Source organism: Pararhizobium sp. IMCC3301 (assembly GCF_030758315.1).
Classification (GTDB): Bacteria; Pseudomonadota; Alphaproteobacteria; order Rhizobiales.
The window spans coordinates 1,692,047-1,713,943 of sequence record NZ_CP132336.1 but is presented as its reverse complement, the minus strand read 5'-3'; the positions used below and the strand labels follow the sequence as shown (position 1 = coordinate 1,713,943).

Annotated in this window: 23 protein-coding genes and 1 tRNA gene; 13 read left to right on the top strand and 11 right to left on the bottom strand. The window is 56.6% G+C overall.

Going from position 1 to position 21,897, the window contains the following annotated elements; translation table 11 throughout:
• Positions 1-51 precede the first annotated feature (51 nt).
• The 8 genes from RAL88_RS08250 to RAL88_RS08215 all read left to right on the top strand — a co-directional run bounded on the left by RAL88_RS08250 (position 52) and on the right by RAL88_RS08215 (position 8,261).
• Positions 52-1,014, top strand: coding sequence for an SPFH domain-containing protein (locus RAL88_RS08250; RefSeq protein WP_306268630.1), 963 nt, complete (start codon positions 52-54; stop codon positions 1,012-1,014).
• 12 nt (positions 1,015-1,026) lie between these two features.
• Entirely contained in the window at positions 1,027-1,506 is a 480-nt protein-coding gene (locus RAL88_RS08245) for an NfeD family protein (protein ID WP_306268629.1), read from the top strand.
• A gap of 520 nt (positions 1,507-2,026) precedes the next feature.
• On the top strand, positions 2,027-2,782 hold the full coding sequence (locus tag RAL88_RS08240) for an ABC transporter ATP-binding protein (protein ID WP_306268628.1): 756 nt from the start codon (positions 2,027-2,029) through the stop codon (positions 2,780-2,782).
• On the top strand, positions 2,779-3,546 hold the full coding sequence (locus tag RAL88_RS08235; RefSeq protein ID WP_306268626.1) for an ABC transporter permease: 768 nt from the start codon (positions 2,779-2,781) through the stop codon (positions 3,544-3,546). Before RAL88_RS08240 ends, RAL88_RS08235 begins: the two co-directional genes overlap by 4 nt.
• The gene (locus RAL88_RS08230; RefSeq protein ID WP_306268624.1) at positions 3,539-4,342 is read left to right on the top strand and encodes a nucleoside phosphorylase; all 804 of its coding nucleotides are present in this window, start codon (positions 3,539-3,541) and stop codon (positions 4,340-4,342) included. The genes RAL88_RS08235 and RAL88_RS08230 overlap by 8 nt, the downstream gene beginning before the upstream one ends.
• A complete protein-coding gene (locus RAL88_RS08225) occupies positions 4,336-5,340 on the top strand; it encodes an ABC transporter substrate-binding protein (protein WP_306268622.1) in 1,005 nt (334 codons plus the stop codon). Before RAL88_RS08230 ends, RAL88_RS08225 begins: the two co-directional genes overlap by 7 nt.
• A 1-nt stretch (position 5,341) precedes the next feature.
• A complete protein-coding gene (locus tag RAL88_RS08220; RefSeq protein ID WP_306268620.1) occupies positions 5,342-6,082 on the top strand; it encodes an ABC transporter permease in 741 nt (246 codons plus the stop codon).
• Between the two features lie 160 nt (positions 6,083-6,242).
• Positions 6,243-8,261 carry an acetyl/propionyl/methylcrotonyl-CoA carboxylase subunit alpha gene (locus tag RAL88_RS08215; RefSeq protein WP_306268618.1) on the top strand — a complete coding sequence of 673 codons (2,019 nt, stop codon included), beginning with the start codon at positions 6,243-6,245 and terminating at the stop codon, positions 8,259-8,261.
• A 19-nt stretch (positions 8,262-8,280) separates the two neighbouring features.
• On the opposite strand, the gene lipB is transcribed toward RAL88_RS08215, so the two are convergent.
• Positions 8,281-9,000, bottom strand: coding sequence for a lipoyl(octanoyl) transferase LipB (gene lipB, locus RAL88_RS08210; protein ID WP_306268617.1), 720 nt, complete (start codon positions 8,998-9,000; stop codon positions 8,281-8,283).
• Positions 9,001-9,092: 92 nt separating this feature from the next.
• Here lipB and RAL88_RS08205 point away from each other — a divergent pair, with 92 nt between their 5' ends.
• The gene (locus RAL88_RS08205; RefSeq protein ID WP_306268615.1) at positions 9,093-9,350 is read left to right on the top strand and encodes a FliM/FliN family flagellar motor switch protein; all 258 of its coding nucleotides are present in this window, start codon (positions 9,093-9,095) and stop codon (positions 9,348-9,350) included.
• 94 nt (positions 9,351-9,444) lie between these two features.
• Positions 9,445-9,531: transfer RNA gene (locus RAL88_RS08200), tRNA-Leu, on the top strand.
• A gap of 178 nt (positions 9,532-9,709) precedes the next feature.
• Here the strand turns inward: RAL88_RS08200 and RAL88_RS08195 are convergent.
• The 10 genes from RAL88_RS08195 to RAL88_RS08150 form a co-directional block, all read right to left on the bottom strand.
• Positions 9,710-10,648: a 3-keto-5-aminohexanoate cleavage protein gene (locus RAL88_RS08195; RefSeq protein ID WP_306268613.1), complete on the bottom strand. Its 939-nt coding sequence runs from the start codon at positions 10,646-10,648 to the stop codon at positions 9,710-9,712.
• 23 nt (positions 10,649-10,671) lie between these two features.
• Complete coding sequence (locus RAL88_RS08190) at positions 10,672-11,694, bottom strand: branched-chain amino acid ABC transporter permease (protein ID WP_306268611.1); 1,023 nt, start codon at positions 11,692-11,694, stop codon at positions 10,672-10,674.
• On the bottom strand, positions 11,691-12,557 hold the full coding sequence (locus RAL88_RS08185; protein WP_306268609.1) for a branched-chain amino acid ABC transporter permease: 867 nt from the start codon (positions 12,555-12,557) through the stop codon (positions 11,691-11,693). Before RAL88_RS08185 ends, RAL88_RS08190 begins: the two co-directional genes overlap by 4 nt.
• A gap of 3 nt (positions 12,558-12,560) precedes the next feature.
• Positions 12,561-13,265: an ABC transporter ATP-binding protein gene (locus tag RAL88_RS08180; protein ID WP_306268607.1), complete on the bottom strand. Its 705-nt coding sequence runs from the start codon at positions 13,263-13,265 to the stop codon at positions 12,561-12,563.
• Complete coding sequence (locus RAL88_RS08175; protein ID WP_306268605.1) at positions 13,258-13,986, bottom strand: ABC transporter ATP-binding protein; 729 nt, start codon at positions 13,984-13,986, stop codon at positions 13,258-13,260. Before RAL88_RS08175 ends, RAL88_RS08180 begins: the two co-directional genes overlap by 8 nt.
• Positions 13,987-14,044: 58 nt before the next feature.
• Positions 14,045-15,328 carry an ABC transporter substrate-binding protein gene (locus RAL88_RS08170; protein ID WP_306268603.1) on the bottom strand — a complete coding sequence of 428 codons (1,284 nt, stop codon included), beginning with the start codon at positions 15,326-15,328 and terminating at the stop codon, positions 14,045-14,047.
• A gap of 43 nt (positions 15,329-15,371) precedes the next feature.
• Positions 15,372-16,298: a 3-hydroxyacyl-CoA dehydrogenase family protein gene (locus RAL88_RS08165; RefSeq protein WP_306268601.1), complete on the bottom strand. Its 927-nt coding sequence runs from the start codon at positions 16,296-16,298 to the stop codon at positions 15,372-15,374.
• Between the two features lie 266 nt (positions 16,299-16,564).
• Positions 16,565-17,374 (bottom strand): SDR family NAD(P)-dependent oxidoreductase, encoded by an 810-nt coding sequence (locus RAL88_RS08160; protein ID WP_306268599.1) that lies wholly within the window; start codon positions 17,372-17,374, stop codon positions 16,565-16,567.
• Positions 17,371-17,733 (bottom strand): cupin domain-containing protein, encoded by a 363-nt coding sequence (locus RAL88_RS08155; RefSeq protein WP_306268597.1) that lies wholly within the window; start codon positions 17,731-17,733, stop codon positions 17,371-17,373. The genes RAL88_RS08160 and RAL88_RS08155 overlap by 4 nt, the downstream gene beginning before the upstream one ends.
• Positions 17,733-18,572 carry a cyclase family protein gene (locus RAL88_RS08150; protein WP_306268595.1) on the bottom strand — a complete coding sequence of 280 codons (840 nt, stop codon included), beginning with the start codon at positions 18,570-18,572 and terminating at the stop codon, positions 17,733-17,735. The genes RAL88_RS08155 and RAL88_RS08150 overlap by 1 nt, the downstream gene beginning before the upstream one ends.
• Before the next feature lie 174 nt (positions 18,573-18,746).
• Here RAL88_RS08150 and RAL88_RS08145 point away from each other — a divergent pair, with 174 nt between their 5' ends.
• From RAL88_RS08145 to RAL88_RS08135, 3 genes are all read left to right on the top strand, one after another.
• Entirely contained in the window at positions 18,747-19,508 is a 762-nt protein-coding gene (locus tag RAL88_RS08145; RefSeq protein ID WP_306268593.1) for an IclR family transcriptional regulator, read from the top strand.
• A gap of 231 nt (positions 19,509-19,739) precedes the next feature.
• Entirely contained in the window at positions 19,740-21,074 is a 1,335-nt protein-coding gene (mgtE, locus tag RAL88_RS08140; RefSeq protein ID WP_371932169.1) for a magnesium transporter, read from the top strand.
• 94 nt (positions 21,075-21,168) lie between these two features.
• Positions 21,169-21,756, top strand: coding sequence for a GNAT family N-acetyltransferase (locus tag RAL88_RS08135; protein WP_306268589.1), 588 nt, complete (start codon positions 21,169-21,171; stop codon positions 21,754-21,756).
• The last annotated feature ends 141 nt before the right edge of the window (positions 21,757-21,897 follow it).

Here is a 21,897-nt window from a genome sequence, read left to right as displayed (position 1 = left end):
GCGCGGCAACAGGCCGGTCGGTCCGGTCTGGCTTTTATTCGGGATTTTTTCATGTTCGGTTTTGATCTGTTCGTTCTGGCGCTCGTCATTCTGCTGATCGTCCTGCTGTTTTTTACGCTCAAGCAGGTTCCCCAGGGTTTCAATTACACGGTGGAACGGTTCGGCCGCTATACCAGGAGCATGAAGCCGGGCCTGAATATTCTGCTGCCCTTCATCGACCGTATCGGGGCGCGGATGAACATGATGGAACAGGTGCTGGACGTGCCTTCCCAGGAAGTCATCACCAAAGACAATGCAAGCATCACTGCCGACGGGGTGACGTTCTATCAGGTACTGGATGCCGCCCAGGCCGCCTATGAAGTTTCGGGGCTGGAAAATGCGGTACTCAACCTGACCATGACGAATATCAGAACGGTGATGGGATCAATGGATCTGGATCAGCTGCTGTCCAATCGCGATGAGATCAATGCACGGCTATTGTCGGTGGTCGATCAGGCTGTGTCGCCATGGGGTCTGAAAATTACCCGTATTGAAATCAAGGACATCAATCCGCCGCGCGATCTGGTCGAGGCGATGGGACGGCAGATGAAAGCGGAGCGCGAAAAGCGCGCCTCCATCCTGGAAGCGGAGGGTCTGCGACAATCGGCAATCCTGCGCGCCGAGGGTGAAAAACAATCGCAGATTCTGCAGGCCGAGGGCCGCCGCGAGGCAGCATTCAGGGATGCAGAAGCGCGTGAGCGCGAGGCCGAAGCAGAAGCCAAGGCAACGTCGGTTATGTCGGAAGCCATTGCAAATGGCGACATTCAGGCGATCAACTATTTTGTTGCCGAGAAATATGTCGACGCGCTGCAGGCGATTGCCAGCGCGCCCAACCAGAAAGTGCTGATGATGCCGCTGGAAGCCGCTTCCGTGATCGGATCAATCAGCGGCGTTGCAGAAATTGCCCGTGAAGCGTTCGGCGAGGGCAGCACTGCCCGCAAAGGCGGCTCCCGTCTGCCTGATACCGGCCGCTGAGGAGCGCTCCTGATGGAAGAAGGCAGCTCCTACATTCTGACGCTCGCAGAAGAGCTCGGGCCATGGGCCTGGCTGATCGGCGGCATTGTCCTGCTGGCGCTGGAACTTGCAATACCGGGCAGTTTTCTCGTCTGGCTCGGGCTTGCGGCCGTGATTGTCGGTCTGGTGTCCTTTGCCGTTGATCTGTCGTGGCAGGCGGCCTGGATCGGCTTTGCAGTTCTGGCACTTATATTGCTGCTGCTGGGTCGGCGCTGGTTTTCCGCCGAGCGCACCCAGTCTGACCGGCCTCATCTCAACGAACGCGGGCTGGCCCTGATCGGCCGCCGGTTCACCCTGTTGGAACCGATTGCAGATGGCGAAGGCCGGATCCGGATCGGCGATACTTTATGGCGTGTTCAGGGGCCTGATCTGGCCGCAGGAACCCGGATCGAGATCAACGGCTCCGATGGTGCTACGCTGATCGTGGTTCCGGTAGCGGAGGCAGGCAACTGAGGCGTTTTGTTCCCTTGACCATTTGATGACCCAGACCGGTTCCTCTCGCGAGGCAGGTAATGGGGCGCATCGGGCAAGTTGGCGAAGGACACAGGCGGGCTGATCTGGGTCGTCAAATGCTTCAATGTGATCATGAAATACGTTGATGAGCGACAGATCGTTTATGCCGACGCCAAAATTGACTAGAAAATGAGCGAACGAACGAGAAAATTGGGATTTCAGAGAAAATCCCATGCCCCACCAAGATTGGATTCAATCCAAAAATCACAAATTAGAGACCATTCAGCTACTTGGGTTTTGTAAGCCGAAATGTATAATATAGAAGAAAAATCTCATATGTGAGAATTTTCTTGATTAGAGTCAGTTCTGTCATTACAAATATTTTATGTCCTGTAACGGTTGAGCACATGAAAAACCAGCGTGAACATTCACCAATCTTTTTTACCAACCCGGTTGGGCCGCTTTGCTCGCAATCCGTACCGATCTGCAGCATCAACTTGCATTCCTTTAACACTGCATCATGATCAAAATTTCTGATGCGACCAAGATCTTCAATACTGAAAATGGCCCGGTCGAAGCGCTCAGCCCGATTTCGCTCGAAGTTAAACGCGGCGAATTTGTATCGATTGTCGGGCCTTCAGGTTGCGGTAAATCAACGCTACTCAGATTAATTGCAGGCCTTGATACACCGACTTCCGGAGACATCACTTTTGAAAATTCGACCGAGAATGGATTGGTTGGATTTGTATTCCAGGAGCCGGTTTTGCTGCCCTGGAAATCGACCATAGAAAATATCCGCTTTCCGCTTGATATGAAAAATACCGATCGCGCCGCCGCAGACCATCGGGCCGCAGAGCTTTGCGACATGGTTGGACTGAGCGGGTTTGAGCGTTCATTGCCGCGAACATTGTCCGGAGGAATGAAACAACGGGTCGCAATTGCACGAGCGCTTGTCGACAAACCGGCAATTCTCTTGATGGATGAGCCGTTTTCAGCTGTTGACCTTCTGACACGTGACATTCTGAACGATGAGCTTCTTCGAATTTGGGAAGAAACCGGCACGACCATTCTTCTGGTCACCCACAGCGTCGATGAGGCGGCGTATCTGAGCAATCGTGTCGTGGTATTCAGTTCCCGTCCCGGAAAAATCCTGCAAGTTTATGATGTCGACCTGGCGCAAACGCGAGATGCCTCTGCAAAGCTTGATCCTGCATACCACTCTCTTGTTGCACAACTTCGTTCTGATCTTCGGAACAGACCGGAGCCAGAACTTTGAACCAAAGTTTGCGCAATTTCCGTGACTATTCAATTTCAATTCTGGGGTTGCTTTTTTTTTGGTGGCTGGCAAGCGGGCCGCTGCAGATGCCGATCTATCTTCTTCCCTCACCAGCGGATACATTTTTAGCAATTCTCGAGCTCGTGTTGTCGGGCGCTCTGTGGGTACATCTCGGGTTTACTCTACAAAATCTTCTTTTGGGACTGGTGACGGGCACACTGGCTGGTGTGGCGGTTGCTTATCTCTGGAGTCGCGTCCCCAGCCTGGCTTTCTGGCTGGATGGTCCGATGGTGATCATGCAAACAGCACCGAAGATAGCACTCGCGCCGCTGTTTGTGGTCTGGTTTGGGTTTGGCGTGCTTTCAAAAGTCGTACTGGTTTTCTCACTTGTATTCTTTCCGGTGTTTGTCAGCGCGGTGGCAGGCTTTAAAGCAATAGACTATCGCTTGCACGATCTGTCGAAATTGCTGGACCTCAGTGCAAAGGCCCGATTTCTGCATGTGGAATTGCCGTCAGCTCTTCCCGCGATCTTTATTGGTATGCGCATTGGTGCTGTTCAAGCGTTGGTCGGAGCGGTGCTGGGAGAGTGGATGTCGGGCCAATGGGGTCTTGGATACCTCATGACATATGCATCTGCGACATATCAGACACCGCTCCTTTTCGCTGCCGTCGTCCTGACTGTTACGCTCGGTATTTTGCTTCATTTCGCATTGATGTGGGCCGAAAATAGACTGTTGTCATGGAAGGAAGTCTCCAATGACTGAATTCGGCGCCAGATTTCCCTGGGTGAACAATCGCCCGCCGCATTTGCCTTGCGGCAAAGGAGACATAGCATCCACGGTGCTGCTTCCCGGGGATCCGGACAGGGTTGATTTGCTTGCCGGATTTTTGTCTGACGCCAGGCATTTCGGACGCCGCCGGGAATATGCAGCGGTCACTGGCAGTATTAATGGCCACCCGCTTTCGATTTGTTCGACCGGAATTGGTGGTCCGTCCACGGAGATCGCCTTGGTGGAGCTGGCGGCGCTTGGAGCCAAACGGGTCATACGCATTGGAGGCATGGGTGCCTTGCATGCTCAGGATTCGGTGGGAACCTTTATTTCGGTGACACATGCAATCGGAAACACTGGAACCGCAGAGCTATATCGCTCAGTGGGAGGGCGGGCTCAGGCAGATCCGGAGCTGGCAAGTGGTCTGAGCCATGCAGCAGCGACGTGCGGTTTAGTGTGCCGCGAAGCGGGAATTGCAACCACCGATTCGTACTATTTTGGTCAGGACCGTCCAGTTCAGGCTTCAAATATCAAATTGGATGAAAGCGACACGCCGCGCTTGGATGCTTTTGCTGCCCAAGGCGCGGCGGGCGTAGATATGGAAAGCGAAACCGTGTTGACCGTAGCCAGCTTTCTCAACCTCAGCGCCGGCTGCCTGCTTGGCATCAGGGGTAACCGGGCAACCAATGCCTGGTTGGACGACTACGAGCCTACCCAGCAAAATCTGCTGCATATCGTTGCAGAATATCTGAAGACATCTCAAGAAAGCAGAGGACCAATCCCATGTTAAAATTCATGTACCATTTTTCGGCGGGAATACTTGCCAGCCTTGCAGTCGCATTCGGGGCAACTCATTCGATGGCTGCGGAAAAAGTCGTAATGCAGATTGACGGAGCGGCAGTTCCTTTTTATGCGCCGCTATACGCTGGTGTTGAACAGGGATTTTTCAAGGAAAACGACATTGACGTCGAATTTATCTATTCAGCAGCGTCCGATATTCTGACCAATGTCGCGGCGGGCAATGTTGATTTTGGCTTTCCAAACGGCGATGCAGTTGTGGCGGCCCGCGCGAATGGTTTGCCTGTCGTTGTGGTCCACACCACGTATCAGCGCGGCATCGGCGCCCTGCTTGCAAAGGCTTCCAGCGGGATCACGACTTATGCCGATTTGAAAGACAAGACGGTGGCAATCAGCAGCCTGGGTAGTCCAAACTACATCCAACTGAAGGTGGGCTTGAAGAATGTCGGCCTGAGCCTGGAAGACATCAAACTGGAAATCGTCGCAACTGGTGCAATCGTACAGTCGCTTCAGGCCGGTCAAGTTGACGCAATTGTGTTTTCCGAACTGCGCAAATACGCGTTGGAGGCCGGCGGAGATGAGGTGACGATGATATTATCAAACGATTTTCTTCCCTCATTTGGCAATGTAGTGGTCACAAGCGAGAAAACACTGTCCGAAAACCCGGATTTGGTGAAGCGGTTTACCGCTGCTGTTTCTCGGTCTTATCAATGGGTTATCGATGGGCATGTTGAGGATGCGCTGCAAATCTCGTTTGATAAATACACGCCGACTTGGGCGGATCAGAAAGACATTCTAACCCGTGCGTTCAACGAAACATTTGCCACGTCGGTTTGGCAAAGTGATCTGACGAAAACCAATGGGTTGGGAGCTGCAGACCTGGAGGCGTGGCAGCAGAACGTCGACCTTCTCAAAGAATATGGCGTCATAAAGAATGCGCCTTCGGCATCTGATTTCGTGGTTGATCCAGCCAAAATAGGAATGCAGTAAAATGCTGCTTCGTGCCATCGCCGGACTGATTGCCACACTGGCTGTTTGGCTGGCGGTGGTGCGAGTTTTCGAGATCCCGTCTTTCCTGCTGCCGTCTCCTGTCGCTGTTTGGGAAAGCATGGTCTTTTTAGCTCGTTTCGGAAAGCTCTTCGACCACACTGCAGTCACAGTGAGCGAAATCGTCTATGGCTTTGTCGCAGGTGTCGTGATCGGTATCACCACCGGTATTGTGTTTGCCCGATCAGAACCTGTTGAAAGACTGGCAACTCCGCTGGTGCTTCTGTTGCAGACGGCACCCAAGATTGCCATTGCGCCTCTGCTGCTGCTGTGGCTCGGTATTGGGCCCGCTCCCAAGATCGTCCTTATTGCGATTGTGACCTTCTTCCCTGTAATGGCCGGGATGCGGAGCGGTTTGAAGTATGGAGAGACCGCCTACAAGGATCTCGCCAAAGTGCTCAAACTGTCTGCCTGGCAGCGATTTGTTCACCTCGACCTGCCCAACTCGATCCCATCCGTACTCGCAGGCATGAAGGTTGCGACCACACTTGCGATGACAGCGGCAGTGATTGGAGAATTGATGGGTGCAAGTGAGGGCCTGGGTTATCTTCTTTCATCGGGACAGGAGAACAGCGATTCCGCATCTGTCATCGGAGTGGTCCTGCTGCTCTCATTGCTGGGATGGCTGTCTTATCAGATCGTGGAAAAAATCGAACAGTCTGCCAATCATCGATTTCGAACCTGACGCGCTTTTTGACTAGATTGAATCATATGATTCTCCAGAGCAGGTCTTCGCGTTCAAGAAACGACTGAAGCCAGTCAAAAGTTCAATAGGGCAGCGCTTGCGGGGCAGCGTTCCACCAACTAGTCTTGGACGCTTAAACAACCCGGCTGCATTGTTGTCCATGTTCAAGAAAATCCTGATTGCCAATCGCGGCGAAATTGCCTGCCGTGTGATGCGCACGGCACAGCGCATGGGGATTGCCACCGTCGCGGTTTATTCCGATGCGGACCGTAATGCGCTGCATGTGCAGATGGCTGACGAAGCGGTCCATATCGGCCCGCCCTCTGCTGCGGACTCCTATCTGCTGGGTGAGCGGATTATTGAAGCCTGCCGTTCAACCGGGGCAGAAGCTGTGCATCCGGGCTACGGCTTTCTGTCGGAAAATGCCGGCTTTGCCGCAGCGCTCGACAAGGCGGGGATCGTGTTCATCGGTCCCAACCGGGTCGCGATTGAGGAAATGGGCGACAAGATCCGCTCCAAAATCGTGGCTGCGAAAGCCGGTGTCTCCACCGTGCCCGGCGCGCCTGATACAATCAGCAATGCCGAGGATGCGGCACGGGTTGCCGCGAGAATCGGGTATCCGGTGATGATCAAGGCTTCGGCTGGCGGCGGCGGCAAGGGCATGCGCATTGCGTGGAACCATGGGGAAGCGCTGGAAGGTTTCGAGCGCGCCCGTTCCGAGGCTGCCACCTCGTTTGGCGATGACCGCATCTTCATTGAAAAATTCATCGAAAATCCGCGCCATATCGAAATTCAGGTACTTGGCGACAAGCACGGCAATATAATTCATCTCAATGAGCGGGAATGCTCGATCCAGCGCCGCAATCAGAAAGTCATCGAAGAAGCGCCTTCGCCATTGCTGGACCCGGAAACCCGGGCAAAAATGGGCGAACAGGCCTGTGCGCTGGCGCGCGCCGTCGGTTATGACAGTGCCGGAACCGTGGAATTTGTCGCCGGGCAGGATAGAAGTTTCTATTTTCTGGAGATGAATACACGCCTGCAGGTGGAGCATCCGGTCACTGAAATGACCACCGGTATCGACCTTGTGGAGCAGATGATCCGAATTGCAGCCGGCGAGAAACTGGCGCTCCGCCAGAGCGATATCGGCATTGATGGCTGGGCGATGGAAAGCCGCATCTATGCCGAAGATCCGTACCGGAATTTTCTGCCCTCGATTGGTCGGCTTGTGCGCTTTCAGCCTCCGGCGGAAATCTCGCAGGATGGTGCCACGATAAGGGTTGATACCGGTGTGGTCGAGGGCGATGAGATCTCGATGTTTTACGACCCGATGATTGCCAAATTGTGCAGCCATGCCGCCACCAGAGAGGGTGCAAACCGGGCCATGGCCACGGCACTCGACGGCTTCGTGCTGCACGGCATCGGCCATAATATCCCGTTTCTGGCGGCGCTGGTCGATCATCCGCGCTGGCAGGCGGCAGATTTGTCGACCGGTTTCATTGCCGAAGAATATCCCGATGGATTTGAAGGGGCGGCGCTTACCGAGGCAACCGCACGTAAGCTGGCCTGTGCGGCGCTGGCGCTGGAACTTGCGCGCAAGGACCGGCTTGACCACATGAGCGGACGCCTGCGACCGCATTGCGGATCGCTGCGTGCGGACTGGTCGGTGGCGATTACCGATCATGTGTTTACCATCCACGCCCGGACTTTCACGCCCGGTGAAACCGCCTGTGCCGATCTGGTGTTTTCCGACAGCACCGAGCATTATGATATCCGGTTTTCGCACCGGGCCGGAGCCGCTTTGTGGCGCGGGTGGATCAATGGCGAAGAACTGCTGGTTCAGGTGAGGCCAGCTCCTGGCGGCATGTCTCTACAATGGCGCGGCGTCGGTGCCCTGGCACGGGTGTTGCCGGCGTCTCTGGCACCGCTCAATGCTCTGATGCCTGTCAAGCAGGCACCGGATACCTCGAACCTGCTGCTGTGCCCGATGCCGGGTCTGGTGGTATCGGTTTCGGTGCAGGCCGGACAGAAGGTCAAGACGGGGGAAATTCTTGCGGTGGTTGAGGCGATGAAGATGGAAAATGTGCTGCGCGCCGAACGCGATGGCGTTATTTCAGCAATTCATGCCAGCGCCGGCGACAGTCTTGCGGTGGATGCAGTGATTATGGAATTCGAGACCTGAGGTCTGATCGCCTGCGGTCTTAAAACAGGCGGCTGAATTCCTGCTTCAGCACGATATCCACATCCGCCATGGTGGCGGTCACGCCAAGATCGTAAAGACTGGTGACACCGTGGCCGGCAACACCGCAGGGCACGATGCCATCGAAATGCGACAGCTCCGGCTCAACATTGATGCTGATGCCGTGAAAGCTGATCCATTTGCGCAGGCGTATGCCGAGGGCGGCAATCTTGTCTTCGCGCATCGTGCCATCGGGCAAAGGCGGTTTATCTGGCCGTCGCACCCAGACTCCAACCCGTTCCTCGCGGCGTTCGCCGGTAATGCCGAATGAGGCGAGGCTGTTGATGATCCACTGTTCCAGAACCGCCACGAAACGGCGCACATCGCGGGTGCGGCCGGACAGATCGAGCATGACATAGGCAATGCGCTGACCCGGCCCGTGATAGGTGTATTGTCCGCCGCGTCCGGTCTGAAACACCGGAAACCGGTCCGGCAGCAGCAGATCCTGGGGCTGCGCGCTGGTGCCGGCGGTGTAAAGCGGGCTGTGTTCCAGCAGCCAGATCAGTTCCGGGGCGGTACCGGCAGCAATGTCTGCAGCACGGGTTTCCATTTGCAGCAAAGCATCCTGATAAGCCACGGGATGATCGCTGATGGCCCATTCCACCGCCTTTTCCCCGGAAAATTGCGGCTGAAATGAAGTTCGTTTCAACTCCAGTGCAATCCCGCCGCGTTCGTTAATCATTTGTTTACCTTAAATTCTGCACAACAGTGATGTGGTGCATTGCGTTGCATGTGGGCTTCGGCCCGCACGTCCTTATCAGATGGAGCATACTTATGGCGACCCTTGACGTCATTGATGTCGATCTTGCTGTTGGCCTTGGCCACACGCATATGCCGGTGCACCAATTGCTGAGAATGGGCCGTGGGGCGGTGATAGCACTGAACACGGACGCCGACGACAATCTGACATTATTTGCCAATGGCATGCCGGTTGCCGATGTGCAGGTTGTGCTCCAGGGCGACATGATCGCCATCGAAATCCAACATGTGCATGGCCGCGCGCAGAAACAAGCCGCCCTGCAGAACGGATAAGTTCGCCGCCGCGAACAAGGCCCTTGTGAAGCGCTTAAAGGTTTGATAGAGCAGCGGCTGCAGGGCACCCTTGGGTGCCCGGTTTCGCAACAGTGCGGTCGTGGCGGAATTGGTAGACGCGCAGCGTTGAGGTCGCTGTGGGGTAAAACCCGTGGAAGTTCGAGTCTTCTCGACCGCACCATTTTTGATCTCACGGCAATTTGCTGCGCAAACGCCTCCGATGGGGCGGCGCAGGTGCGCCGGACGCCCGGTCGAGCATCCGGGTGCCGGTTTGCGGGTGTTCATCACACCTACACCAGTTTGCTCTGCCGGTGTTTCTCATTGCCAGCGATTGCAGACACCGCCTTTGAGTTCCTGATCTAAAACCCGGTTCGGTCGGCGCCTTTCAGGTCGAGCATTTCGCGGGCTTCATCCGGTGTTGCCACCTGGCAGCCGAGATCTTCGATGATGCGGCGGATTTTTGTTACCTGGTCGGCGTTGGAACTGGCCAATTTGCCGCGCTCGATGAACAGGGAATCCTCCAGCCCGACGCGGACATTGCCGCCCATCTGGCTGGCGGTGGTGGCAAATGGCATTTGTGCACCGCCCGCGCCCAGCACCGACCATTGATAATCATCGCCGAACAGGCGGTCGGCAGTGCGCTTCATGAAGATCAGATTGTCAATGTCCGGGCCGATGCCGCCAAGAATGCCGAAAATGAACTGGATGAAAACCGGGGCTTTGAACAGACCGGTATCCATGCAGAATTTCAGATTGTAGAGATGCCCGACATCGTAGCATTCATGCTCGAATTTGACGTTGTGTTCCTCGCCAAGTTGCCGCGCCACAAAGCCGATATCGGCAAAGGTGTTGCGAAAGATGTAGCCATCGGAATTGCGCACATAATCTTCTTCCCAGTCGAATTTCCAGGTCTTGTAGCGCTCGGCCAGAGGATGGAACGAAAAATTCATCGACCCCATATTGAGCGAGCACATTTCCGGCGAGGCCCATTTTGCGGGCGCAATGCGTTCTTCCATGGTGGTCAGAAGACTGCCGCCGGTAGAGACATTGATCACCGCATCCGTGGCCTGTTTGATGACCGGCAAAAAGCGTTTGAAATGCTCCGGGTCGATGGAGACCCCGCCATCATCGGGCCGGCGCGCATGCAGATGCAGGATCGAGGCCCCTGCTGCAGATGCGGCAATTGCCTGATCGGCGATGTCTTCAGGCGTAAAGGGCAGGGCGTCCGACATGGTCGGGGTGTGAATGGCACCGGTAATGGCGCAGGTGATGATGGTTTTCTTCTGCTTTTTAGCCATTTCGGCCTCCGTTCAGGTGAATTTTATGTCTGACGCCGGCGCTCAACGCGCCGTGTCGTTGGAAACAGTTCAATGCCGGTGCGGGCTTTGACAAAGCCCCACAGGCCGCTTGGGGCGCGCAGCATGACGACAATGGCGACGACGCCGAGAATAAGCAGGTAGGCGGTGCCCAGATCCGCCAGCGTTTCGCGCAGCAGGAAGAACACGATGGTACCGATGATCGGGCCTTCGATGGTGCCGATGCCGCCTATCACCACAATGAAAATGACAAAGGCTGTCCAGTCATTGACGCTGAAGGCGGCATCAGGGGAAATCCGCAACTTCTGCAGAAAGATCAGCGCGCCCACGGCAGAGGTCAGCCCGGCAGTGGTGATATAGACGAAAAACTTGGTGCGCCAGATATCAATACCCATGGCTTCTGCCGCAGCTTCATTGTCGCGGATGGCCTTCAACGCCAGCCCCTGGCGCGAGCGCAGAAACAGATAGACACTGGCGATGACAATAATGGCGATGCCGAGAGCGGACCAGTAAGCGGCGCTTTCGCGGCCCGACCGGGAGGCGGCAATCGATTTGACGATGCCGACCGGAAGGCTGGTTCCCGAGCCGCCGCCGAGCGCCGATATCTGGGCAAAGCCAAGGCGGAAAACCTCGGCGATGACCCAGGTGCCGATGGCAAAATAGGCGCCGCGCAGGCGGAAGATCAGCACCGCGACGGGGATTGAAACCAGCGTGCCCAACAGCACAATCAGCGGAACCGCGAGCAGCGGATGCACGCCCAGGAAGATGGCCAGCGCAAACAGGCAATAGCCGCCAAAGCCGACAAAGGCCTGCTGGCCAACCGAGACCAGACCGGCGTAACCGGCGAGAAAATTCCACAGGCAGGCCAGTGCGACATAGAGATAGATTTCGCCGAACAGGCGCAGATCGGCGCGCCCCGCCCACCAGGGAGCAGCGACCAGAAACGCCAGCAGAAGCACGGCGACAATGGCGACCGCGCGGCTGGTGCGGGAGGACTGGACGATGATGTGATCGTGGGCGGCGCTCATCCGTCAATCCTTGGAAACAGGCCGCGTGGGCGCAGCGCCAGAACAATCAGAAATGCAATATGACCCGCCAAAAGCTGCCAGCCGGGATTGATCTGGGCACCAATATTCTGGCTGACACCGAGAATGATGCCGCCAATCAAGGTGCCCCACAAATTGCCCAGCCCGCCGATGATTACTGCTTCAAAGCCGAAAATCAGCCGGGCCGGACCGACGGAAGGGTCAAAGCTGGTGCGCACCGCCAGGAAAATGCCGGCGACCGCTATCACGGCCATGGACAGCGCCATGGCGAGGCTGAATATGTGCGCCTTGTTGAGACCCATCAGCTGGGCGATATCCTGATTGTCCGACACGGCGCGAAAAGCGCGGCCAAGCGCAGTGCGATAGAAGACCCACTGCAACAGCGCGATTATGAGCACCGCCGCGGCAAAAGTCAGCACCGGCAGAACACCGGCGTTGAGGCCGCCGCCAAGCGGTATGCTGGCGGTTTCCAACGCACCGGCACTGAGCTTTTGCGGATCGGCAGTGAAAATTTCCAGCAGGCCGTTCTGCAATATGACAGACAGGCCGAAGGTCACCAGCAGCGGCGGCAGGATGTCCCGCCCCAGGGTCTGGTTCAAAATCCCGCGCTGCAGTACATAGCCCAGCAGCGCCATCACCGGCACCACAATGACCAGGGCCAGCAGCGGGTGCAGGCCCAGAGTGCCGGTTACGACGAGGCCGAGAAACGCCGCCAGAACAATGAAATCGCCATGGGCGATGTTAACCAGCCGCATGACGCCGAAGATCAAAGATAATCCTGCCGCGAACAGGGCGTACAGACCACCCAGCAGCACGCCTTGCAAAACTGCATTTACCCAATCCATTGATTATACTCCGAAATAGGCATGGCTGATATCCTCTCGTGACACGGAGGTGGTCTTGCCTTCCAGCGAAACCCGGCCTTCCTGCAGGCAGTAGACCCGATCAGAGACCGAAAGCGCTTTGGCGATATCTTGTTCAACAATGATGCTGGTCATGCCGCCGCCGACGATCTTCGGCAGGGCGTCATAGATTGATTTGATGATGATCGGCGCAAGGCCAAGGCTGATTTCATCAAACAGCAGCAGATCCGGATTCGCCATCAGCGCGCGGCCGATGGCGACCATCTGCTGCTGGCCGCCTGACAGAGCGGTGGAGGGCACATTGCGGCGCTCCTGGAGGATTGGAAACAGCTCAAAAACAGCTTCCAGAGACCAGGCACCGGTGCGGCCGATCTGGCCGCCAATCTTCAGATTTTCCTCAACCGACAGGGAGGGGAACAACTGGCGGCCTTCCGGGACCATGGCGATGCCAAGAGCGGCGATCTGGTCGGCGCGCAGGGCGCCGACCGGGCGTTGCTGCCACTGCACCATCTCCGGCTTGCTTTTGAGCAGACCGGTAATGGCCCGCATCAGCGTGGTTTTTCCGGCCCCGTTGGCGCCGATAATGGCGATGATCTCGCCACGATTGATCTGGCAATTAATGCCGAACAGGGCTTGAAAATCCCCATAAAAGGCGTCGAGATTTTCCACTCTGAGGATCGGGTCAGCCATCGACTTCGATCCCCATATAGATTTCCCTGACCTGGCGGCTTGCCATGATGGATTTCGGCTCGCCGTCTGCGATCTTGCGGCCAAAATCGATGACGACAAGACGGTCGACGACCGCCAGCAGGGCGTGAACGATATGTTCGATCCAGATGATGCTGATGCCGGTGGCGCGGATGGCACGGATGGTTTCAACCAGCGCATGACACTCTTTTTCGGTGAGACCTCCAGCAATCTCGTCGAGCAGCAGCAATTTCGGCTTGGCGCAGAGCGCGCGCGTCAGTTCCAGGCGCTTGCGCTCCAGCAGGGTCAGATTGCCGGCCAGTGTATTGGCCTTTGCAAGAAGGCCGGTCTGTTCCAGTGCGTCGAGGCAGAGCCTGTTAGCCTTTGTGCCGACAAGGCCAGCGCCCTGGGTGGCGGCAACCAGCGCGTTTTCAAACACGCTCATGGCGCCGAATGGCTGCGGGATCTGGAACGAACGGGCGATGCCACTGCGGCAGCGCATGGCGGCTTTCATATGGGTGATGTCGCGGCCATCAAACCAGATGGTGCCGGCATCAGCGGGCAGGGCGCCGGTGATGAGATTGAACATCGATGTCTTGCCGGCACCATTGGGACCGATAATCCCCAGAGCCTCGCCACTTTGCAGCTCATAACTCAGCGCATCGGATACCGTGACAGCACCGAACGCTTTTGAGACATTGTGCAGTTTCAAGACTGTCGACATGGCGCGTTCCCACGAGCCTCATCGCGCTGGCGCGCGATGAGGCCGGTTTTGAAAAAGATCAGAGCAGTTTCAGCTCACCCCCAACAGGGATCTCGGGAGCGTTGGCATTGGCCGTCACCACAAGTTCGAATGCATCGCCCTGTTTCTGCCACTGGCCTGCCACCAATGGTGTTTTGGTGACATTTTTCACCGGACCGTTTGACCAGTCCACCTTGCCGACAATGGTATCCAGTGCTGTGGTGCGGATTGCCTCGACGATAGCCGCTGGATCATCCAGATCGGCAGCCCGCGAAATCACGTTGGCAGTGACCTCGAACAGTGCATGTTTAAAGCCGATTGGCTGGGTCCAGGGGCGGCCGGTCTCTGCCGTGTAACTGTCGGCCAGCGCTTTTGCCGATGCATTTGTCAGGCTGGATGCGAAGGGGTGATTTGGTGTCCACCAGATTTCTGAGGACAGGCCGTTGGCGCGCTCGCCAAGCGAATTGATGACCGAGGGGAACAGCAGGGCTTTGCCGATGGTAACGATTTTCGGATTGAAACCCTGTTGTGCTGCCTGCGACCAGAAATTGGCAAAGTCGGGCGGGATCATGTTTCCGGTGACAATTTCACAGCCGGCTTCCTTGAAAGCGGAAATCTGTGAGGAAAAATCATCGGTCAGAGGCTGGTAGCGGCCCGGGTCAACCAGGGTGTATCCGGCAGCGGCCAGGGGTTTGGGAAAGCCCAGCTCCGGGTCGCCCCAGGCGTTGCCGTCCGCATCATTGGGAAACAGCCCGCCAACCGATTTGGCAACACCGCTTGAGCCCCACAGATCGAGGAAGGAGGCGATAACATCCTCAAGGCCCCAGAAGAAGTGATAGGTGTAGTCAAACCCTTCAGCCGGATTGCCGTTGCGGCCAAAGAAATAGGGCTGCCACGGACAGTCTGTGGTGATGCAGGGGACTTCATTGATTTCGGCCTGATCGGCGACCGGATTGGTGGTGTCGGGCGTTGATGCGGCGACGATGATATCTACTTCATCGCCGAGGATCAGCTCGGCAGCCACTTCAGCGGCGCGATTCGGATTTGACTGGGAATCCTTTGAGATAATTTCAACCTCATAGGATTTGCCATTGTTCATCAGGCCGCCGGCAAAGGCTTTCTGAATTCCGGCCAGAACAAAGTCGTCAGCCTCGGCAAAGCCGGCAAGCTGCCCGGTTCGCGGGCTGACATGGCCGATTTTTAGAACCGGGTGGGCGGCATAGGCACGGCTGTGGCGCAGGATTGCCGGAGCGGCAATAGTTGCGCCCAGGCCGGTAAGAATTGTGCGGCGTGAGACTCCGGACAGAATGGGTTTTTTTATCATGGTCTTCCTCCTAAAATCCGGCCCTCCTCCAAGGTCCGGTGAACTATTCCAGTATGGTGTCGAGTTTCTGCAAATGTGTGGTGACGCGGCGGCGGGTTGCTGCTGCAGCTTCCGGCGTCCATTTGCGAAACCCTTCACCGGATTTCATGCCGAGTTTTCCTTCGGCAACCAGGCTCTCCAGCAGCGGCGAAGGTGCGCCGCTGGCTTCCAGATCCGCCAGAACGTTCTGGTGAATGTCGAGGGTCAGATCGGTGCCGACAAGATCTGCGTTCTCCAACGGTCCAAGGACCGCCAGACGGCGCCCGAAACTAGCTTTGATGACTTCATCCACCGCTTCTGCCGAACACACACCTTTTTCCACAAGGCTGATGGCTTCACGCCACAGAGCGTGCTGCAGGCGGTTTCCGATGAAACCGGCAACATCCTTTTCAACCCGCACCGGCGTTTTGCCGATTTGGGTCAGAATGCCGACCATCTGATCCATCGCCTGATCGGTGGTCCATTCGGTGCGGATCACTTCTACCAGCGGAATCATATGCGGCGGGTTCCACCAATGGGTGCCAAGGCCCCTTGAGCGGTCGGCCAGCCCCTGCATGATACTGGTGATCGGGATCACCGAGGTGTTGGAGGCCAGCAGGCATTGCGCCGGGACGGCGGGCTCAATCTGGGCAAAGATTTCCTGCTTCAACGCCAGTTTCTCCGGCGCTGCTTCGACCACCAGATCAGCGTTGCTGACTGCGGCGTCGAGGCTTTGGCAGGGCGTGATGCGGGCTGTGATGCCGGCTGTGTCCCCGGCTGCGACACCTAAGGCAATCAGGCTGTCCGTGACCCGCGCAATCAGCGTTTCAAGAGTTTCGGCATGGGGATCATGGACGCGGGTTTCAAAGCCGGCCTTGGCAAAGCTCAAAGCGATGCCGTGGCCCATGAGACCTGCACCGATGACCGCTATGTTGCGCAAGCTGTTTGCCATCTAGGGTCTGTACTCAATTAGGAGGTTGAATTGGCGCTGCCAGAAAAGCCCAACTGCTATGAACAGATTGCAGGTAAGGCTGGTTGCCTCTCCAAAATCTGTGAAGCGGCAAGTGGGCTTTCCTGGCAGCGTCGCTTTGCGATGAGCTTGCTTTTGGCCAGGATGTCGTCGCAAAGGCTTGAAAACCAGACGGTTTCCTGCGCCGTCGCTCCTAACTCTGTCCAAAATCAAGCTCACCAATTCCACCTCCTAATTGAGTACAGACCCTAGCCCGCCGTATATCCACCGTCCGCGTAGAGAATGTGGCCGGTGTAAAAGTCTGACGCGCTGGAGGCCAGGAACAACAGCGGGCCAACCAGATCTTCCGGTTCGCCAAGCCGGCCTTTCGGGACACGGGCCAGAAAACCGCTGCGCACAGCCCTGGCTTCGTCGGTATCGCCGAACATCCAGGCGGTAAGGGGTGAGCGGAATACGGTTGGAGCAATTGCATTGACGGTGATGCCTGTCGGACCCAGTTCGCAGCCAAGTGCCTTAGTCATGCCATCCACTGCCGCTTTGGAAGCGCAATAGGCGGTGTAGCCCGCCGGGTGGCCCAGAAGACCGCGTGCGGACGACACCAGAACAATCTTGCCTCTGTCGCTGGTGCCGGCTTCAATCTGTGCGCTCATCTGAACACTTGCGGCCTTGGCCAGCATCCAGGATTGCGTGACATTGGCATCCATCACCGAGGTGAAGGTTTCCAGAGCCATATCCTTGATTTTGGCAACTTTGTTCATGCCTGAAGCGACAACCAGAATATCGAGCTGGCCGAACCGCTGCACCGCTGCATCGATCATCGCGGCACATCCGGCTTCGTCTTCCGGCCTTGCGTTGACGGGCTCAACCTCAGCGCCGGCCGCCTCGCATTCGCCGGCAATGTCCTGCAGGGCTGCCGCATTGCCGGCAGCCAGAACCAGTTTGCAGCCGGCACCGGCGAGGGCCTTTGCCGCGACCGCACCAAATGCGCCCGATGCGCCGGTAATCAGCGCAACCTTGCCTTCGACATTGAACATGGCAAGAGGATTGTCAAAGCTCATGATTTTGCTCCAGGCCGAGTTCCGGCAGGATAGGGTATCACCACCAGCATAGTACAGACATGGTTCGAGCGGTTGATGATTTCCCGCTCTTCGCCCGGTGGGATTGTGCAGGAATCCATTGCGCCCAGCACGGTTTCCACTCCGTCCACGATGATCGACAGCTCACCTGACAGAACCACATAGACTTTTTCAAACGGCGTGGAATCCGGCCCGGCGCCGCCGCCGGGCAGAAATTGTGAATAACCGATCCACTGATTTTCCGGCCCGCCCTGTTCAAAACCCTGCAAACGCAGACCGGCGACGCCCCGATGGTTCGGAGCATCATAGGGTTCGGCGTCGGTGAAGCGTTTCAGATGCATCAGAATGCCTCACCGGGTTCGATGCGGTATTTCTGACCCTTGTCGATCATGGCGACAAGGCGGATGATGCAGCCATCGCCGCGATCCCAGTTCCACGGGAAGAAGGCAAAAGTGCAGCGTTTGCCGGTGACCGCATCGAGATCGCCGCCAACATTTTCAATGCCCAGAATACCGTTTGAAAACAGTTTGTTGTGAACCGGTTCCCATTCCGGGAAGGCATCTTTCCAGTCAACGCCGCCTGACCATTCCTTATATTCCGCTTCCAGATGCGGCAGGATCGGGCCATTGCGCTGCGGGCCGATGGCGGTTGCCAGCGGATGATCATTGGCCTGGGTATCGTGGCCGACAACCTTGATGCCCTTTTCCACCATCCAGTCTGCGGCAGAGGGCACAAGGCCGGGACAATAAGCAAAATAGTCACCGTCCTCATACTGCTTGTGCCAGCCGGTGTTGATGATCAGAACATCGTTCTTGCGGATCGCGTGGCCACAGGCCTTTTCCAGATCATCGGCTGTAATCTGTTCCCACTTCCTTTTCGGAATAGAAACTACAAGGCCGGAGCCGAAGAAATGCGGCAGCGGCACCTCATCGATGAAAGGTGTGCCTGGCACAACATGGGCGGGCGCATCAATATGGGTGGTGACATGCATGGTGGTGGTCAGAGTCTGGCTGAGCACGCCAGACTTTGCCATGTAATGTTTGCGCTCAATCTGGACGTCCTTGAAATAGGGCCAGTTGGGGCATTGAAAGCCGTAACGATGTGACAGATTATAGAATTCGACGCCCATGTCGTTGTCGAGATTGTCCTGAAACTCAAGACCGCGAACTGTAATTGTCATGATGACTTCTCCCAAAGATTCCAGAACATGCTGCAAAATGTATTGCATTACGATACATATGTACCATAATGCGGTCAAGTGGAGATGGTGAATTTTCCAGATGATCCAATTCACGGGCATAAGGATATAGAAGTGTCATCTGCAGCAACCGATTCGTCCGTCTGGAAGAAACCAATGAATCACGACCGCCCCGCAAAATCCGCCTCCGGTCAGGGGGTCCAGGTGATTGCGCGGGCTGCCGAGATATTGCGCGTGTTAAAGCAGGATAACCGTGGTCTGAGCCTGGGACAAATTTCCGATCGGGTCGGTCTGCCGCGCTCTACGGTGCAGCGCATTGTCAATGCGTTGCTGGCTGAAAAGCTGATCATGAATACGGCGGCCGAGGGCGGTCTGCGGCTGGGACCGGAAATCCAGTCACTGGCGGCGGCGGGGCGCGTTGATGCCGCCGAATTGCTGCGACCGGTGTTGCAGGAGATTGCCGAAAGCTGCGGTGAAACGGTTGACCTGGCGGTGTTTCGCACCGATCACATGGTGTTCGTCGACCAGGTCGTCGGAACCCATCGCGTGCGGACCGTGTCCGCAGTGGGCGAGACTTTCCCGCTGATTTCGACAGCAAATGGCAAGGCTGCGCTTGCACTGCTCGACGATGAAATGGCGATAGCTCTGGCAGTGCGGGAATTGAAGGCCAGCCATTCGGAAAAACCGCTCTCGGCGCTGATCGCCGAACTGGAAGAAATTCGAACCACCGGACTGGCCTGGGACTGTAATGAACATACCGAAGGACTGTCAGCGGTCGGCTTCGGCTTTCGCGATTCCGCGGGATTGATTTATGCGCTGTCTGTCCCGGTGCCCTCCTACCGCTTTGCAAAATCCAGGAAGCGGATTGCCGAGTTGCTGAAAACCACGGCGCCAAGAATCTCTGCCCTGATTTCCTGACGCCCATATGCAGCGCTGATTTCAAGCCCTGGCCCTAAAAGCCGGTTTTGCCATTTTGTTTGCATTGGACCTTTGCAGAGAAGGCGCTATGGATGTCTGTAACGCGGTCCAACCTCCAAAAGCACAACACACATGGCTCAAAACGCTTCCAACAACGACCAATCCGAGGGCTCGACCGGTAACGACCAACAGCTGGAAGACTGGAACATTCGCGATCCTGATACAGGCGGCATGGCGACGGTGTTTGTCGATGCGGTTTTGCTGGCAATTGATGCAGGCGATCGGGCGCTGGCGCGGCAACTGACCCATGATTTGCACGAAGCAGATCTGGCCGATCTGATCGAGGCGCTGCCGGCGTCAGAGCGCTCCCGGCTGGTTGCTCTGCTGGGATCTGATTTCGATTTTGCCGCATTGACCGAACTGGATGAAGGGGTTCGCCTCAGTCTGCTGCAAAACCTGCCGGTCGATACCGTCGCCGAGGCGCTGTCGGAACTTGACAGTGATGATGCAGTGTTCATCCTGGAAGATCTGTCGGTTGAGGACAGGGCCGAAATCCTCGACCAGATTCCGGCTCTTGAACGCCTCGTCCTGCAGCGCTCGCTGAATTACCCCGAGGAATCCGCCGGACGGCGGATGCAGACCGAATACATTGCGGTTCCGCCATTCTGGACGGTCGGCCAGGCGATTGACTATATGCGCGACACCGAAGATCTGCCGGACAGTTTTTATGAGTTGTTTGTCGTCGATCCGACCTATCGCCTGCTGGGAACCGTGGCTCTTGACAGATTGTTGCGCACCAAACGACCGGTTTCCGTGGCCGATATTATGGGCGAGACGGCTCATACTGTGCGCGCTGAGGAAGACCAGGAAGAAGTGGCCCGGACCTTTGAGCGCTACAATCTGGTGTCGGCAGCGGTTCTGGATGAAGCGGAACGTCTGGTTGGCGTTCTCACCATCGATGATATCGTCGATGTTATTCATGAAGAGCATGATGAAGATATCAAGCGCATGGGCGGCGTCGGCGATGAAGAGATTTCCGATAATGTCTTCAATGCGGTCAGAAGCCGCTTTATCTGGCTGATGGTCAATCTGGGTACCGCTGTGCTGGCATCGGTTATCATCGGCCTGTTTGATGCCACCATCCAGCAGATGGTGGCGCTGGCGGTGCTGATGCCGATTGTTGCCAGCATGGGCGGCAACGCTGCCACGCAAACCATGACAGTGGCCGTGCGCGCCCTGGCAACGCGGGAGCTCGACGCCTATAATGTGCGGCGCATTATTGGCCGTGAGGGGACCGTGGGTCTGATCAATGGCATTCTGTTTGCCATTGTCATCGGTCTGGTATCCGCCATGTGGTTCGGCAATGGCGCGTTGTCAATAATCATCGCGCTTGCCATGGTCATCAATATGGTCGCGGCCGGTTTTGCCGGAATTCTGATCCCGATCCTGCTTGATAAACTCAAGGCGGACCCGGCGATCGCGTCCGGCGTGTTCGTCACAACCGTCACCGATGTGGTTGGTTTCTTTGCGTTTCTTGGCCTGGCAGCGTGGTGGTTCGGAATTTGAAGCTGGCGCTGGCATGTTCGCGGCAGACTCAGGGTAGACTGGGGGCTCTGCTGGCATTTCGGAGGCCATGATCCCGCCCAAATTGTGACGAAACATGAATTCCATGGAAAGCCCGTCAATCCTCATTCGCGCGGCCAGAATCAGCGATGCCGCTGATTTGTCAAAGGTGCATCGCGCCTCCTGGTTCAATGCCTATCATGGCATATTGAACGGTGGCGCATTGCGCGATGCAGTGGCCAGACGAAATTCGGCCTGGTGGCGCTCGGCTGTCGAGAAGCTGAACGCAGAACCGGCTTCAATCGGCCGAGGCTCCCTATCGCCAGACGCCGGCTTGCGGCGGTCCAGATTGCTGGTTCTGGAATTTGACGGGCGAGTTGCGGGTTATGCCAATTTCGGCACCGGCCGCCGCAGCTATCCGCCGCACTCAATTGCCCGCTGGGGTGAGGTTTTCGAGCTGTATCTGGCACCCGAGTTTCAGGGACTGGGCTTCGGCCGAACCCTGTTTCGCCAGGTGCGCAAAGAGTTGAAAGAGATGGGTCATGGCCCATTGATTGTCTGGGCACTGGAAGCAAATGATCTGGCGACCGGGTTTTACCTTGCCATGGGCGGTGAGCGCTTTGTCCGCTCTCACGAGATATTTGGCGGCATACAAACTCCGACCATCGGCTATCGCTGGCGCTGATTTTCCGCAATTGTAGTGCGGCCGTTCTGAAGGGTCGGGTGTTTGCGATGTTGGGTCCCTGGGTCAGGCCAAAGGTGACGTCGTCTGTGTTGCTGAAGCGTGGTGAAGCGGCCGCAATCTGCTGAAAACGAAACTTCATTG